Here is a 14,063-nt window from a genome sequence, read left to right as displayed (position 1 = left end):
CTGATTTTGATAATTACGCTAAAAATAGATGCACTTTTCGGAAAAAATGAATAATGGGTAAACTCGAAGACATGGCCTTACTGGTGGAAGTCGCCAGGGCCGGAAGTCTTTCCGCCGCCGGACGACGCCTGTCGCTTTCCCCTGCCACCATGACGGCCAGGCTGAAGGCGATTGAGGAGCGTTACCAGACGCGGCTGTTTCATCGCTCCACGCGATCCCTCACCCTGACCCGCGCAGGCGAAGAGTTTTACCACGCCGCGCTGCGCGTGCTGGAAGAGGTGCATCACGCCGAGTCGCTGCTGACGCAAAAAGAGGGCGTGCTCAGCGGCAACATTCGCCTTTCCTCTCCCTCGGACTTTGGCAGACAGTATCTCAGCCCCGCCGTCATTGAATTTTCTCGTCACCATCCTGCCGTCAAATTTTACATCTCGCTAAAAGAACACGTTGAGGATCTGGTCGCTAACCGGCTGGATATGAGCGTGCGTTTCGGTAACCTGCCGGACAGCAGCCTTGTCGTCAGAAACATCCGCCCGAACCATCGGGTGCTGGTTGCCTCCGGGGAGTATCTTAACGACCACGGCATCCCCGCCACGTTTGCAGATTTAGCCGGACACCGGTGCCTGGCGCTAGAGTCTCAGGGCGTGGTGATGAACGAATGGCGTTTTGAAAAAGAGGGAGAGGAAAACATTGTACGCGTCGAGCCCGCCATGGTGTGCGACGACGGCGCAGTGCTTCGTCAGTGGGCGCTCAGCGGGGCCGGCATCGCGGGGAAATCGTGGTGGGACGTCAAAGACGACGTTGAGGCCGGAAGACTCACGGTGCTGTTTGCCGACAGCTTCACCGGCTTTAGCCGATACGATCGCAAAGATGTCGGGCTGCAGTTTGTTTATCCGCAGCGCAGGCTGCAGCCGCTTCAGGTTACGGCGTTCAGCCAGTTTTTTCTCGACTGGCTAAAAGAACATTAATTTGTCGCCAAAATAAGAGACAGCGCCCATTTCGGTGACACCCTCAGGACTACCCTGAGAGCGGTTTTCAGGAGGAACAAAACATGAAAAAGCTTCTGATATGTTGTTTGTTTGGTAATACCGCAAACTCGCTCGCCAAAAAGATGCAGTCTCTGGCAGAACGCGAAGGCTATCCGCTGATGATTAGCGCTGTAGGGCTGGATAACTTCGCCAGCGTCGCTCCCGCGTTCGATGGGTTTCTCATCGCACCGCACATTCAGTACAAACTCGATGAGATAAAAGAAACGGTGGGTAATACGCGTTCACTCGCCATCGTTGAGAGTCTTCCCTATGCCTCTCTGGACGCGAGGAAGGTATTGGATTTCGTAAAGGAACAGATGCCTGAACTGGCTGCCTGAAATATAAGGCCGCATCGGTTCTGCGGCCTCCTCTCACCCGCCGATCAAAACACGGTTTCCCTGGACATTCTTATCATATTGCGTCCACTCTCGGCTTAAGCAAAAAACGTCTTTGTTCAGCGCAAGGGAACTGCGCTGAAACCCTCGCTTATCGTCGGCAGATAGATGCCTTCGTGCGTGAAAAACAGTGATACACTTACCCCACCGGGTTGATCGTCCCATCTGAAGGGCTCATGATCAATGACGGTAACCAAAGTACGAAATGGTCACTCGTTGTTAATCGTCGCCTGTCACGCTAAGCTTACATAATGACTAAAACTATGAACGCCCCATCAATACGTGGTCCACTTGACCATTCTGTCAGAGAGCAAATCGTCGAAGCGGCTTTTGAGCACTTCGGTCACTACGGCTATGAAAAAACCACCGTCGCCGAGCTGGCGAAATCGATCGGTTTTTCAAAGTCCTACATTTATAAGTTCTTCGATTCCAAGCAGGCTATCGGCGAGGTGATCTGCGCTAACCGCCTGGAGCTGATCATGGCGGCAGTGCTTTCCGCCCTTGAGGGTGCACCGTCAGCAAGCGAAAAATTACGCCGGCTTTTCAAAGCGCTTACCGAGGCAGGAAGCGAGCTGTTTTTCCACGATCGCAAGCTTTACGACATCGCCGCCGTCGCCGCACGCGAGCAGTGGCCGTCGACTGAACGGTATGCTGAAAGCCTGATGAAGCTGATTGAGAGCATCGTTCTTGAGGGCAGGCAGGCCGGAGAGTTTGAAAGAAAAACGCCGCTGGATGAGGTCACGCAGGCCATCCACATGGTGATGTGTCCTTTTATTAATCCCGTTCAGCTGCAGTACAACCTTGAAATGGCCCCCGCTGCCGCGGTGCTTCTCTCCTCATTGATATTAAGAAGCCTGGCCCCCTAATTTGTGACCATTGACATTTTTGGTCACTAGTCAGAGAATGCGGATACCGTCCTGTTACTTCAATAAGGTTTCCCATGCTCAGGCTCACTTCAGCCCGCGTTGCCGTATGTCTTCTGCCGTTTGCCCTGGGGGCGTGCGGCGATAATTCCGCGAGTGACGATCCGCGCACTAAGCCACCGCTTGTCAGATCCGCCTCTGTCGAGATGGCGAACCCTGCCGCCCGCGCCTTCACGGGCGTGGTGGTGGCAAGAACGCAAAGCGACCTGGGCTTCAGGGTTCAGGGAAAAATCCTCGAACGCCTGGTGGATACCGGGCAGACCGTCAGACAGGGACAGCCTTTGCTGCGTCTCGATCCTGTTGACCTGAAATTACAGGCCCAGGCGCAGCAGCGCGCGGTGGATGCTGCCCAGGCACGGGCGAGAAAAGCCACCAGCGATGAGTCGCGTTATCGCGGCCTGGTGGCGTCCGGCGCAGTGTCCGCCTCGGAGTACGATCAGATTAAAGCGGCGGCCGATACGGCCCGGGCGGATCTCAGCGCTGCCCGCGCGCAGGCCAACGTGGCGCAAAACGCCACGGGCTATGCCGTATTGCTGGCGGATTCAGACGGCGTGGTGATGGAGACGCTCGCCGAACCCGGTCAGGTCGTTAGTGCCGGACAGGTCGTCATCCGCCTTGCCAGAGCGGGACAGCGCGAAGCGCTCGTCCAGCTTCCGGAGACGCTGCGCCCTGCCGTGGGCAGCGAAGCACAGGCCACGCTTTATGGCAGTGAACAACACCCGGTCACCGCGACGTTGCGCCTGCTGTCTGACTCCGCGGATGCCACAACCCGCACGTATGAAGCCCGCTACGTGCTGGATGGTCAGCTGGCGAACGCGCCGCTGGGGGCGACCGTCACGCTCAGCATTGAAGACGCGAAAACGGAAGGTCAGGCGATGCAGGTCCCGCTGGCCTCACTCTACGATGCGGGTAAAGGGCCCGGCGTCTGGCTCATTTCCGCCCAGCCAGCAAAGGTCACATGGACGCCGGTTAAGGTGCTGAGCGTGGGCGAAGATGCGGTCCAGGTCACGGGTGGCGTGAAGCCTGGGGAGAAGATCGTTGCGTTAGGCGCCCATCTTCTGCACGAAGGTGAAGTTGTCAGGCTGGCAGAACAGCGCCATGCCGCTCCGGCGGAGAATGCACCATGAGCGGAAGCCGCTTCAATCTGTCAGCGCTGGCCGTCCGCGAGCGTTCCGTCACGCTGTTTCTGATCGTTCTGGTGACGATTGCCGGTATTTACGCCTTTTTTGGGCTCGGGCGCGCGGAAGATCCGCCCTTCACCGTGAAGCAGATGACGGCGATCGCCGTCTGGCCGGGCGCAACCGCGCAGGAGATCCAGGATCAGGTGGCCGAACCGCTGGAAAAGCGCCTGCAGGAGCTCAAATGGTATGACCGTACGGAAACCTACACCCGCCCCGGCATGGCGTATATCACCTTGTCACTGCAGGACAAAACCCCGCCTTCTGAAGTGCAGGAGGAGTTCTATCAGGCGCGTAAGAAGCTTGGTGATGAATCCCTGCGTCTTCCGGCGGGCGTCATTGGCCCGATGATCAATGATGAATTCTCGGATGTCACCTTTGCCCTCTTTGCCCTGAAAGCAAAAGGCGAACCGCAGCGGCAGCTGGTACGCGATGCCGAAGGCCTGCGACAGCAGCTTCTGCACGTTCCCGGCGTGAAGAAAGTGAACATTATCGGCGAACAGGCCGAGCGGATATATATCGCCTTCTCCCATGACCGTCTGGCCACGATGGGCCTCTCACCGCAGGATATTTTCAATGCCCTCAATAGCCAGAACGCCCTGGCCGCGGCGGGTGCCATTGAAACCCGGGGCGCGCAGATTTTTATCCGCCTGGACGGCGCGTTCGATGAACTGCAGAAAATTCGTGATACGCCTTTAGTCGCCAAGGGCAAAACGCTCACGCTGTCGGATGTGGCAACGGTTGAGCGAGGCTACGAAGATCCCCCGACGATGCTGATACGCAATCAGCATGAACCCGCCCTGCTGCTGGGCATTGTCATGCGTGAGGGCTGGAACGGCCTGGCGCTGGGTAAAGCGCTGGATGCGGAAACGGCGAAAATCAACGATAGCCTGCCGCTTGGCATGACCCTGACCAAAGTCACCGACCAGTCCGTGAATATCCGCTCCTCGGTCGATGAGTTTATGATCAAATTCTTCGTCGCCCTGCTTGTGGTCATGGTGGTCTGTTTTGTCAGCATGGGCTGGCGCGTGGGGGTGGTGGTTGCCGCGGCGGTACCGCTGACGCTGGCGGTCGTTTTCGTGGTGATGGAAGCCGCGGGAATTAACTTTGACCGCGTCACGCTGGGCTCCCTGATCCTCGCCCTCGGTCTGCTGGTTGACGATGCCATTATCGCCATCGAAATGATGGTGGTGAAGATGGAGGAAGGTTACGACAGAATCAAAGCCTCGGCCTACGCCTGGAGCCACACCGCCGCGCCGATGCTGGCCGGTACCCTGGTGACGGCCATTGGCTTTATGCCGAATGGTTTTGCCCAGTCGACCGCCGGGGAATACACCAGCAATATGTTCTGGATTGTCGGCCTCGCCCTGATTGCCTCATGGTTTGTGGCGGTGGTGTTCACACCGTATCTTGGGGTGAAGATCCTGCCGGCGATCCCCAAAGTGGAAGGGGGTCATGCCGCCATCTATAACACGCCTCGCTATAACCGTTTTCGCCAGCTGCTTGGCCGCGTTATCGCCAGAAAATGGCGCGTGGCCGGGTCCGTGGTCGCCATTTTCATTCTGGCCGTGCTTGGCATGGGGCTGGTAAAAAAACAGTTCTTCCCGACCTCCGATCGCCCGGAAGTGCTGGTTGAAGTACAGATGCCTTATGGCACCTCGATTGCGCAAACCAGCGCCGCAACCGCAAAAATAGAAGCATGGCTGGGCCAGCAGCCGGAAGCCAAAATCGTCACGGCCTATATTGGTCAGGGCTCGCCCCGTTTCTATCTGGCAATGGCTCCCGAGCTGCCCGATCCCTCTTTTGCGAAAATCGTGATCCTGACGGACAGCGAGACGTCACGTGAGGCGCTTAAGTTCAGGCTCAGGGAGGCCGTCGCCAGCGGTCTTGCACCTGAAGCCCGCGTGCGGGTAACACAACTGGTGTTTGGCCCCTACTCGCCCTTCCCGGTTGCCTGGCGCGTGTCGGGGCCGGACGTCAAACAGGTACAGGACATCGCCGAGCGGGTGAAAGCCGTGCTTCAGGCAAGCCCGATGATGCGAACCGTCAACACTGACTGGGGGTCACGCGTTCCGGTATTGCATTTCACTCTCGATCAGAACCGCCTGCAGGCGACCGGCTTAACCTCCAGCGCCGTTGCCGAGCAGCTTCAGTTCCTGTTATCAGGCGTGCCTGTCACCTCCGTGCGGGAAGATATTCGATCGGTAGACGTCGTTGCCCGCGCGGCGGGTGATATCCGCCTTGACCCGGCAAAAATCGAAGGCTTTACCCTGGTCGGCAATGCGGGACAGCGCGTGCCGCTGTCTCAAATCGGCAGGATTGAGATCGGCATGGAAGACCCGATCCTGCGCCGCCGCGATCGCACCCCCACGATTACCGTACGGGGTGATATCGCCGACAATCTTCAGCCGCCGGACGTGTCGGTCGCCATCATGAAGCAGCTCAAGCCGATCGCCGATGCGCTACCGGCCGGCTACCGTATCGACATGGCGGGTTCGATTGAGGAATCGGGTAAAGCCACGCAGGCCATGTTACCGCTGTTCCCGATCATGATTGCCCTGACGCTGCTGATCATCATTTTGCAGGTGCGCTCACTCTCCGCGATGGTCATGGTGTTCTTAACCGCGCCGCTGGGGCTGATTGGCGTCGTGCCGACCCTGCTGATATTTAATCAGCCGTTTGGCATCAACGCGCTGGTCGGTTTGATCGCCCTCTCCGGCATTCTGATGCGCAATACGCTGATTCTGATCGGTCAAATCGATCATAACCAGAAGGACGGCCTCGATCCGTTCCAGGCGGTGGTCGAGGCGACGGTCCAGCGAGCGCGACCGGTCTTACTCACCGCCATGGCGGCCGTGCTGGCGTTCATTCCCCTGACGCATTCGGTGTTCTGGGGCACGCTGGCCTGGACGCTGATCGGCGGTACGCTGGGCGGGACGATCATTACCCTCGTCTTCCTGCCCGCGATGTATGCGATCTGGTTTCGGATCCGCCCGGTTGAACAACGCGTTCAGCACGGCACGGAAAACGTGTAAACTACCATTGGTAGATAACTAATCTGAGGAAAGCATGGTTGTTAAGCGCTTAAGAAAAGAGGACCGCCGCGTGCAGCTGCTGGAGGTTGCGCGTGGAATCGTGCGTCAGCAAGGCACCGAGGCGTTGACCCTTGGCTATCTGGCAGAACGGGCCAATGTGACCAAGCCCATCCCCTACGACCACTTTGGCGATCGCGAAGGGCTGCTGATGGCGCTGTATCAGGACTATAGCGATCGGCAACTGGCGAAATTCCGCGAGACGCTGGCGGTTGACAGCAAAACGCTGGAGAAGACGATCCGCTTTTTCAGCGCGGCCTATATCGACTGTGCCATTGCCGCCGGGCCTGAAACCGGGCCAATCGCCGCGGCGCTGTCCGGTTCTCGCGCGCTGCAGACGTTCCGGGAAGCATGCGTGGCCGAATGTGCCGACTGCCTGCGCACCGCGCTTTCGCCTTTTATCGTCTTAAAAGGCGTTCAGGGGGAAGCGGTACTGACGGCCATCATTGGGGCGGCGGAGGCGCTCAGCACCGCGGCCGGCAACGGCGTGCTCGCCCGGAATGTGGCGGAAGATACGCTCAGCGGCGCCATGACCGGCGTGCTTGCGACCTACGCGAATAGCACAAAATGATCGCCGGGGGTGGATTGACACTTAAGTTACCAATAGTAACATAGGCATCTCTTCTCCCCCATTTTGAGGTTGCTATGTCTGCTACAAATGCCATGAGTAACGCGCTGATCGTGACGGCTCACCCTGTCGACACGTCCTTGTCCCATTCACTGGCCGCCCGCATTGCCGGAAAATTACGCGAGGAAGGTATGCAGGTTGAGTTCGCCGATCTGCATGCTGAAGGGTTTAATCCGGCCATGTCTCGCGCCGATCTTGACTTGTATCACGGGGATCCGAGCGCCCTCCCCGACGATATTCTGCGCGAGCAGCAGCGCGTCGAGCGTGCGGATATGCTGGTGTTTGTCTTCCCGGTGTACTGGTGGTCGGTTCCCGCGCTGTTGAAAGGCTGGTTCGACCGCGTATTGACCCTGAACTGGGCGTATAAGGTGGCCGACGACGGCCGGATTGTGGGCAATTTACGGGATGTTCCCGTTCGCCTGATTGCCACTGGCGGTAGCGATCTCACCGGATTTGATAAACACGGCTATTCGACGGCGATTCAGACGCAGATAATTGAAGGGGTATTTGGCTTCTGCGGGTTGAAGAACGTTAAGCTCGATATCCTTTACCAGGCAGACACGGCAACGCCCGATCAGATAGAAGAATTCCTGAGCGAGATCGGGAACCTTCAATAAAATCGGCTCGCGTAAGTTGAATCGGCGAGATCTTATCTCTTTACCCGGCTCGCCTTTCCGCGCGCCGGGCACATAAGAGAATAATTACAGGGTAAAACCACCGTCACCCACCTGTGCCTGAGCGTACCATTGCATCAGCTTCTCGGTGCCGGGCTCGTTTTCTGCCGGTGACCATGGGGCGGTATCATGCTCGGGCACGGGCTGATACCCCCCGTGTTTAACCTCAAAAATGACGCCACCTTTATCCAGCGACAGCACGGCATGCCAGGTTCCGGCATCCATCTCCAGCACTTTACACTCTTCACCTAACACCACACGCCGGGTCACGTTGCCGCTGTCGTCAAAATTCAGCACCAGAAAGCGACCGCTCAGCGCCGTCAGCAGTTCAAAGGTGTGAGGATGGCGATGGGGGCGAACATAGGTACCGGGCTCCATTGCAATGGCCAGGCGCTGCACCGGGTCGCTCAGTTCAGGGTGTAAATTACGATGGGCGCGTAAGCGAGGAGAATTTGCGGCCTGCTCGCTTTGCTGCTGCAGGTCACTGAAAGTAATTTGTTTCATATACACCTTTAGGAATGTGGGCTGTCTACGGCAACCCGATTGCCGCAAGACGTTATACCATCCTGAACGGTCGAGGAGCGATGGGATTTGTGAAACAAATCGCTGCCTGCGTTATCGCCCCGAAGGCTGATATAAGGCATTAAAGAGATGAGACGGACTCTTCAAGCCAATCAGGGAGGTGTTTTCTGTACCAGTTAAGGTATAGATTCAAATCAGGCTTTTTCCTTTCGTGCAGTAATAACACCACTTCTGTGACAATCCATGCTTTGGCGATAGTGATTTCCCTGGCTAGTTGATATGCATCAGAATGCGTGGCAAAAAAACAGTAGCGCTCGGCAAGTTGTAAAATGCTTTGTTTTGAGCCCATCCCCTGAACCAGCGGAGCAAGGTCGATAGCCGGACTGCCAGTACCGAATCTTTCCCAGTCGAAAAGGATCACATCGCCGTTTTCTCTTCTGCCCCAGTTACCCGCATTGGTATCACCAGAAATTAAACATTCCTGACTAAACAAAACGCTGCCCGCTTGTTGAAAACATCGCATCTGCTGCTCAGCACGCATGGGTAATTCCAAAAGAGACAAGGATTTTTCAAGCGCTGACTCAGACCAGGTATGGGTGTGATAAATCCATGCAGGATCGGCAGGATAATCATGAAGGCGGACAAGGCGTCTCAATATCTCATCCCCGGAAATCTCACCCTGAAAGAGCTTATGAGGAACATATTCGATCCTCAGGTAGCGTCGATGCGGATCGGCGTGCAACAGTCTCGGGGATTCAACAACGCGACGTAGCCGGTCCGCAGCACGCTCATAAAAGCCATATTCAACATCGCTAACAGGGTATTTTTCTATCAACGTATTGCCATGTTGATCCATCACCTGGCGGACTTTTGCAGCTCCCATTCTGGATAAATTCTCGGCGGTCATACCATCCTCATGCCACGCGTTCGGTTTCAGGGCGTAAGTATAGTGTGGTTGTTCAACATTTGACGTTGAGTAAAACTCACATTGATTCCCACTATTTCTCGTTTTTCAAACCTGATCGCATTGAAATACCATCCCTTCATTCCCAATCTCTTCCTGACCTGGAACAGAGAGCGAAACTCAAATAATAAATACACCTGCATGTCTATGGAGTACGTATGACACTCGATGTTTTATTTCATCTAATGAAAATGATCTCACCTGAAAAAAACATCGCGGGTGAAAATATACATACGTTAATAACGTTACTTTCGTCAGAAGACGATAGCACTGAGGTGCTTTCACCCTTTATTCATCGACTGCACCTGCTCTCTTTTGCCCAGAGCAATCCGCGTAACGCCGAAGAGTTACTCTCTGCGCATTTACCCAAAGACAACGGGATCCTTCCGGTTCTGGACTTCGCGGACTGGCCCAGGGTGCGTTACGTGGGGTCAGGTGAAGTTCAGACGCCTGAATCTGAGAAGTACTTCCATGAAATGACATCGGCTACCAATCTGTTACGTTCTGCGCTGATCGAAGCTGAACGCGCAAAGGGAACGCCTGCGCTTTATATACTGGATAAATTGCTCAATCTGAACAGCGCCCTGCCGGAAAGATATAAAAAGATGGCAAATATTCCCTACGCATAAATACATTCACTATGCGGAATATCTCCCTGTTAATATTCCGCTATTTATTAAATCCGCTTTTCATTGAAATCAAGACAGACAATATCCAAAGAGGGCACCACTGGCGCATTAAGGTTAAGCCAGGTCAGCAACCGTTCAATACTCTGTCCTCTGAGCGAATTTTTGGGCCAGACAAGGTAGTAACCTTCTCCTGTTGCTATCGCCTCCCTGAAGGGCAGCGCGAGCAGGCCGCTTTTCAACGCGTCGAGCGTGAGCCGGAGATCGGCCATCGCCACGCCGTGTCCGTGCATGGCCGCAAGGCTTGCCTGCTCCAGGGTGTCGAACACGATCCCACCGCTCATGTCGAGGCCGGGGAATAGGCTCGTCCTTTTCAGCCAGCGCTTCCAGTCCCGTCTGTCCGGTGACGGATGAATAAGATCGCATTCTGGAAGCTGATGCCGGGCAGACTCCAGTAAAGACGGCGTACAAACCGGAATAAGCCATTCGCTGAACAGCAGCCGACTCTCCGTTGACTCGCCGAAATAACCGTTACCGAGGAGGATCGCACAATCATAAGGTTCCCGGCTGAAATCAACCGTGTCGAAGTCCATCCAGACGCTGGCAATTTCGATTTTCGGCTTCGCGTGGTTCTCGCGGAAGGATTTAAGCACATCCAGAAGCCATCGCATCGTCAGCGAGCTGGGCGCTTTGAGGCGCAGAAGGTGGTTTTCGCTTTTGAATGCGCGACAGGCCCACTCAATAGTCGAGAAACTTTCGCTAAGCTGCCCGGCCAGAATACGCCCGGCATCGCTGACCTCTACTTTCGGACCCTGGCGTTTAAACAGCTCGCAGTCGAACCACATTTCAAGCGTCTGGACATGTCTGCTGACTGCCCCCGGCGTGATATTCAGGACTTCAGCCGCTTTGCTGAAGGAGTTCAGCCGTGCGGCAACTTCGAACGCGCGCAGCGCATACAGTGGCGGTAAAGACATACGTTCCCTTTTTGTCAGGTGTAATCATGCAGTTTTTGTATTATCGGCACTCGGTGACGTTTCACCCCATTCCTCAGCCGGAAACGTCAGCAGCAGTATCCTGAGCAGAGACTCAAGCTGCGCGCGCTGCGCCTCAGAGAGGTTTCTCAGCAGCGCATTTTGCGTTTCCGTGTGCACGAGCAGCGCCTGTTCGATACGAGCCTGCCCGTGCGGCGTCAGGCTGACAAGCGAGCTGCGCTTGTCATCAGGATCGGCAATCCGCCTGATAAGGCCTTGTTGTTCAAGATGGTTGAGCCGGTTCGTCATCGCCCCTGAGGTGATCAACAGGGATGTATACAGCTGCGTGGGCGAAAGGCAGTACGGCTCCCCGGCGCGACGCAGCGTGGCGAGGACATCAAACTCGCCCTCGCGAAAGCCAAACGGCGCCATGGCCTGCGCGCGTTCTTTTCCCAGGTGCTTCATCAGCCTGAGCATTCGGCCAAAAATTTTCATCGACGAGGCGTCCAGCTCAGGCATGGCGCTGCTCCACTGGCCGACAACGAAGTCTACATGGTCTTTCATCTTCACCCCGGATAGCGTGGGAATTTATCGAGTTGTGCGGTACATCTTACACAAAAACAGATTTTATCTTAACGTTAAGATAAATGCTCGCGGCAATTTGCCTGGGCCATTCACAACCGAAAAGGATGCCATGTTGAAACGTACATCACCGTTACTCTTCGCCGTTATCGCTTTTATCGTCGGGCTGAACCTGCGCCCCATTCTGGCCTCGGTCGGCCCTCTTTTCTCCGTGCTGCAGCGCGAAGCGGGCCTGACCGCGACGCAATTCAGCCTGCTGACTACCCTGCCGGTGGCGATGATGGGACTGGCTGCCCTGTGTGGCCCCTGGCTTTTAGCCAGGATCGGTGCCGTCAGGGGAATTATGCTCGGGCTGTTCATCCTGCTGGTAGCCTGTTCATTACGCGGTTTTAGCACCTCGCTGACGGGTTTGATGGGCACCGCGTTACTGGGCGGGGCCAGCATCGGCACGATCCAGGCGTTAATGCCTGCCCTGATAAAAAAGGCGTATACGCAAACGGCCAGCACGATCATGTCGCTATTCAGCACGGGCATTATGGCCGGTGCGGCAGTCGCCGCCGCCAGCGCCGAGCCGCTGTTTTCATGGCTCTCGCTCAAGCCCGCGCTGGCTATGGCAGGTGTGCTCGCGCTGCTGGCGCTGATGCTGTGGTTACCCCTGGTTAAACAGCCTCAAGGGGAACAAACAGCACATGAACCCGTTACGCTTTCTACCTCCCGGACTGGACTCCTTCTGCTCTTTTTTGGCGTGGGGACGGGTGCCTACACGCTGGTCTTAGCCTGGCTGCCCCCGCTCTATATTCAGGCAGGATGGTCCGCACGCAGCAGCGGCTATATGCTGGCCTGGCTGACCTTAACCGAGGTGGCCGCCGGGTTTGCCGTCTCCGCGCTGATCGGTAAATTCCCCGACCGCCGTGTTCCGCTGATAACTGTACTGTTACTGCTGCTGGCGGGATTACTGTGTCTGGTCTTCTCTCCAGGTACCACGCCGGTCTTATCAACCTTGCTTCTTGGCATCGGTATCGGCGCCCTCTTCCCGCTGTCGCTTATCGTCACGTTCGATCATGCGCGAACGCCCGCGCAGGCCGGGAAGTTACTGTCTAAAGTTCAGGGAGGAGGATATATGATCGCCGCGCTCATGCCGCTAGTTGCAGGGATCGTTCGCGACAGTTCGGTCTCGCTCACCAGCGCATGGCTGGTGATGAGTGCAGGAGTCGTGCTGTTGATCGTTATCGCGTTCACTTTCAGACCCACCGTGAACGTGCAGGCGCGGTGAATGCGATACCATAATTGAGAGTCGTATTTAAGACGGCTCTACGCTAAATTCCATCATTTCAGTCTATTAAGGAGTGGATATGTCGCAGACGTTACCGGGAATTGATGTCATGTTCGTCGCCGGGTTCGGGCCCATTTCACAGGATACAGCGTCCAGCACCGCGTTTTATATCCAGACTCTCGGACTGCCGCTGAAGCCGATGGAGGGCAATGCCGATTATCTGCTCACTGAAGAGGGACACTTACCGGGCGTGAAGCATTTTGCCGTCTGGCCGCTGTCACAGGCGGCAACGTCCTGTTTTGGTGAAGCGCAGTGGCCCGTGGAGCATCCGATACCGCAAGGATGGATTGAATACGAGGTGCAGGATCTCGATTCCGCTACCCGTGTTCTGAGTGAAAAAGGCTATCGGTTATTGGTCGCCAACCGCACGGAACCGTGGGGGCAGACCGTCACTCGCCTGCTCAGCCCGGAAGGTTTGCTGACCGGTCTGACGATTACGCCGTGGCTGCGTGGATAGAGGATGTTATAAGGTGCTGGCTTATATCACGATAGGGACAAATGACTTTCAGCGCGCCGTGAACTTTTATGACGCTATTTTTAACGTGCTGGGCTATTCACGTCTGCCCGCCTGGACTGATAGCTGGGCGATGTGGGGAAACGAAAATCATCCGGATGACGAATTTAGCTTCTGCATTTGTCCTCCTTTTGACCAGCAACCCGCGACGGCGGGAAACGGGACAATGTTCGCATTCAGAGCCGATAACGCGGAAATTGTCAGACGCTTCCATGCAGCGGGCCTTCTTGCGGGAGGAAAGGATGAAGGCGTGCCCGGTACACGAACCGCCTACGGCCCCGATTTTTATGTTGCCTATCTGCGCGATCCTGACGGGCATAAACTGGCATGCGTTTACCGGAATTATTCACCTGATGCGGATACGCTCTCAGGAGAGGAAGAGTCACGTCACTAATAAAGTTTTAAAGTATGGTCCGCTTTTAGCGAAGAGCGGACCTAAAGAACTTGTGTCAAACATCTGACGATTGATCCCCCACCAGGTTTCAAAAGGACCGGTAGACACCCCGTCCTGCGGAGAGATCACTTCAGCTCCAGCATGCTTATCACATGGGCAATATCCGCGATATCACCAGCTGACAATGGTTGCAGAGGTCGAGGCAGGCAATCCATGTCGGTAAGCCCAAGCACACCAGCAGC

15 protein-coding genes and 1 pseudogene are annotated in these 14,063 nt (G+C 56.0%); 11 read left to right on the top strand and 5 right to left on the bottom strand.

The genetic code is table 11. The features are described 5' to 3' along the window. Positions 1 to 53 precede the first annotated feature (53 nt). The 7 genes from F3J31_RS00080 to F3J31_RS00050 all read left to right on the top strand — a co-directional run bounded on the left by F3J31_RS00080 (position 54) and on the right by F3J31_RS00050 (position 7,858). Complete coding sequence (locus F3J31_RS00080; protein WP_167210464.1) at positions 54 to 965, top strand: LysR family transcriptional regulator; 912 nt, start codon at positions 54 to 56, stop codon at positions 963 to 965. A gap of 83 nt (positions 966 to 1,048) precedes the next feature. Beyond that, positions 1,049 to 1,363 carry a PTS cellobiose transporter subunit IIB gene (locus tag F3J31_RS00075; protein WP_045910457.1) on the top strand — a complete coding sequence of 105 codons (315 nt, stop codon included), beginning with the start codon at positions 1,049 to 1,051 and terminating at the stop codon, positions 1,361 to 1,363. 308 nt (positions 1,364 to 1,671) lie between these two features. Continuing rightward, positions 1,672 to 2,286 carry a TetR/AcrR family transcriptional regulator gene (locus tag F3J31_RS00070; RefSeq protein WP_167210461.1) on the top strand — a complete coding sequence of 205 codons (615 nt, stop codon included), beginning with the start codon at positions 1,672 to 1,674 and terminating at the stop codon, positions 2,284 to 2,286. A gap of 74 nt (positions 2,287 to 2,360) precedes the next feature. After that, positions 2,361 to 3,470, top strand: a complete 1,110-nt coding sequence (locus F3J31_RS00065) for an efflux RND transporter periplasmic adaptor subunit (RefSeq protein ID WP_167210458.1) — start codon at positions 2,361 to 2,363, stop codon at positions 3,468 to 3,470. Next, positions 3,467 to 6,556 (top strand): efflux RND transporter permease subunit, encoded by a 3,090-nt coding sequence (locus tag F3J31_RS00060; RefSeq protein ID WP_167210455.1) that lies wholly within the window; start codon positions 3,467 to 3,469, stop codon positions 6,554 to 6,556. The genes F3J31_RS00065 and F3J31_RS00060 overlap by 4 nt, the downstream gene beginning before the upstream one ends. A 34-nt stretch (positions 6,557 to 6,590) precedes the next feature. Continuing rightward, entirely contained in the window at positions 6,591 to 7,184 is a 594-nt protein-coding gene (locus F3J31_RS00055) for a TetR/AcrR family transcriptional regulator (RefSeq protein ID WP_045910453.1), read from the top strand. Positions 7,185 to 7,258: 74 nt separating this feature from the next. Continuing rightward, positions 7,259 to 7,858 (top strand): NAD(P)H-dependent oxidoreductase, encoded by a 600-nt coding sequence (locus tag F3J31_RS00050; protein ID WP_167210451.1) that lies wholly within the window; start codon positions 7,259 to 7,261, stop codon positions 7,856 to 7,858. Between the two features lie 84 nt (positions 7,859 to 7,942). On the opposite strand, the gene F3J31_RS00045 is transcribed toward F3J31_RS00050, so the two are convergent. Further along, a complete protein-coding gene (locus F3J31_RS00045) occupies positions 7,943 to 8,419 on the bottom strand; it encodes a WbuC family cupin fold metalloprotein (protein WP_069719289.1) in 477 nt (158 codons plus the stop codon). A gap of 139 nt (positions 8,420 to 8,558) precedes the next feature. Then, on the bottom strand, positions 8,559 to 9,344 hold the full coding sequence (locus F3J31_RS00040) for a phosphotransferase (RefSeq protein ID WP_167210448.1): 786 nt from the start codon (positions 9,342 to 9,344) through the stop codon (positions 8,559 to 8,561). A gap of 215 nt (positions 9,345 to 9,559) precedes the next feature. On the opposite strand from F3J31_RS00040, the gene F3J31_RS00035 reads away from it, so the two are divergent. Then, positions 9,560 to 10,030, top strand: a complete 471-nt coding sequence (locus tag F3J31_RS00035) for a hypothetical protein (protein ID WP_167210446.1) — start codon at positions 9,560 to 9,562, stop codon at positions 10,028 to 10,030. A 47-nt stretch (positions 10,031 to 10,077) separates the two neighbouring features. Here F3J31_RS00035 and F3J31_RS00030 read toward each other — a convergent pair whose 3' ends face one another. Both F3J31_RS00030 and F3J31_RS00025 read right to left on the bottom strand, forming a co-directional pair. Then, a complete protein-coding gene (locus F3J31_RS00030) occupies positions 10,078 to 11,001 on the bottom strand; it encodes a LysR substrate-binding domain-containing protein (protein ID WP_167210443.1) in 924 nt (307 codons plus the stop codon). A 24-nt stretch (positions 11,002 to 11,025) separates the two neighbouring features. Then, entirely contained in the window at positions 11,026 to 11,562 is a 537-nt protein-coding gene (locus tag F3J31_RS00025; RefSeq protein WP_167210440.1) for a MarR family transcriptional regulator, read from the bottom strand. A 130-nt stretch (positions 11,563 to 11,692) separates the two neighbouring features. Between F3J31_RS00025 and F3J31_RS00020 the strand changes: the two genes are divergently transcribed. The 3 genes from F3J31_RS00020 to F3J31_RS00010 all read left to right on the top strand — a co-directional run bounded on the left by F3J31_RS00020 (position 11,693) and on the right by F3J31_RS00010 (position 13,821). Next, positions 11,693 to 12,853 carry an MFS transporter gene (locus F3J31_RS00020; RefSeq protein WP_167210438.1) on the top strand — a complete coding sequence of 387 codons (1,161 nt, stop codon included), beginning with the start codon at positions 11,693 to 11,695 and terminating at the stop codon, positions 12,851 to 12,853. 79 nt (positions 12,854 to 12,932) lie between these two features. Further along, positions 12,933 to 13,370 (top strand): VOC family protein, encoded by a 438-nt coding sequence (locus F3J31_RS00015; protein WP_167210433.1) that lies wholly within the window; start codon positions 12,933 to 12,935, stop codon positions 13,368 to 13,370. A 13-nt stretch (positions 13,371 to 13,383) separates the two neighbouring features. Next, positions 13,384 to 13,821 carry a VOC family protein gene (locus tag F3J31_RS00010; RefSeq protein WP_167210429.1) on the top strand — a complete coding sequence of 146 codons (438 nt, stop codon included), beginning with the start codon at positions 13,384 to 13,386 and terminating at the stop codon, positions 13,819 to 13,821. A gap of 125 nt (positions 13,822 to 13,946) precedes the next feature. Here F3J31_RS00010 and F3J31_RS23325 read toward each other — a convergent pair. Continuing rightward, positions 13,947 to 14,063: pseudogene (locus F3J31_RS23325) on the bottom strand (dihydrodipicolinate synthase family protein); the annotation flags it as partial.

This window comes from Enterobacter sp. Acro-832, from assembly GCF_011752745.1.
GTDB lineage: Bacteria > Pseudomonadota > Gammaproteobacteria > Enterobacterales > Enterobacteriaceae > Enterobacter > Enterobacter quasiroggenkampii.
This window is presented reverse-complemented; position numbering and strand designations above follow the sequence as displayed.

What these genes read in the sequence shown, in the direction of transcription:
- F3J31_RS00080 (WP_167210464.1), top strand. Translation starts at nt 54, where the DNA reads ATGGGTAAACTCGAAGACATGGCCTTACTGGTGGAAGTCGCCAGGGCC.
- F3J31_RS00075 (WP_045910457.1), top strand. Translation starts at nt 1,049, where the DNA reads ATGAAAAAGCTTCTGATATGTTGTTTGTTTGGTAATACCGCAAACTCG.
- F3J31_RS00070 (WP_167210461.1), top strand. Translation starts at nt 1,672, where the DNA reads ATGACTAAAACTATGAACGCCCCATCAATACGTGGTCCACTTGACCAT.
- F3J31_RS00065 (WP_167210458.1), top strand. Translation starts at nt 2,361, where the DNA reads ATGCTCAGGCTCACTTCAGCCCGCGTTGCCGTATGTCTTCTGCCGTTT.
- F3J31_RS00060 (WP_167210455.1), top strand. Translation starts at nt 3,467, where the DNA reads ATGAGCGGAAGCCGCTTCAATCTGTCAGCGCTGGCCGTCCGCGAGCGT.
- F3J31_RS00055 (WP_045910453.1), top strand. Translation starts at nt 6,591, where the DNA reads ATGGTTGTTAAGCGCTTAAGAAAAGAGGACCGCCGCGTGCAGCTGCTG.
- F3J31_RS00050 (WP_167210451.1), top strand. Translation starts at nt 7,259, where the DNA reads ATGTCTGCTACAAATGCCATGAGTAACGCGCTGATCGTGACGGCTCAC.
- F3J31_RS00045 (WP_069719289.1), bottom strand. Translation starts at nt 8,419, where the DNA reads ATGAAACAAATTACTTTCAGTGACCTGCAGCAGCAAAGCGAGCAGGCC.
- F3J31_RS00040 (WP_167210448.1), bottom strand. Translation starts at nt 9,344, where the DNA reads ATGACCGCCGAGAATTTATCCAGAATGGGAGCTGCAAAAGTCCGCCAG.
- F3J31_RS00035 (WP_167210446.1), top strand. Translation starts at nt 9,560, where the DNA reads ATGACACTCGATGTTTTATTTCATCTAATGAAAATGATCTCACCTGAA.
- F3J31_RS00030 (WP_167210443.1), bottom strand. Translation starts at nt 11,001, where the DNA reads ATGTCTTTACCGCCACTGTATGCGCTGCGCGCGTTCGAAGTTGCCGCA.
- F3J31_RS00025 (WP_167210440.1), bottom strand. Translation starts at nt 11,562, where the DNA reads ATGAAAGACCATGTAGACTTCGTTGTCGGCCAGTGGAGCAGCGCCATG.
- F3J31_RS00020 (WP_167210438.1), top strand. Translation starts at nt 11,693, where the DNA reads ATGTTGAAACGTACATCACCGTTACTCTTCGCCGTTATCGCTTTTATC.
- F3J31_RS00015 (WP_167210433.1), top strand. Translation starts at nt 12,933, where the DNA reads ATGTCGCAGACGTTACCGGGAATTGATGTCATGTTCGTCGCCGGGTTC.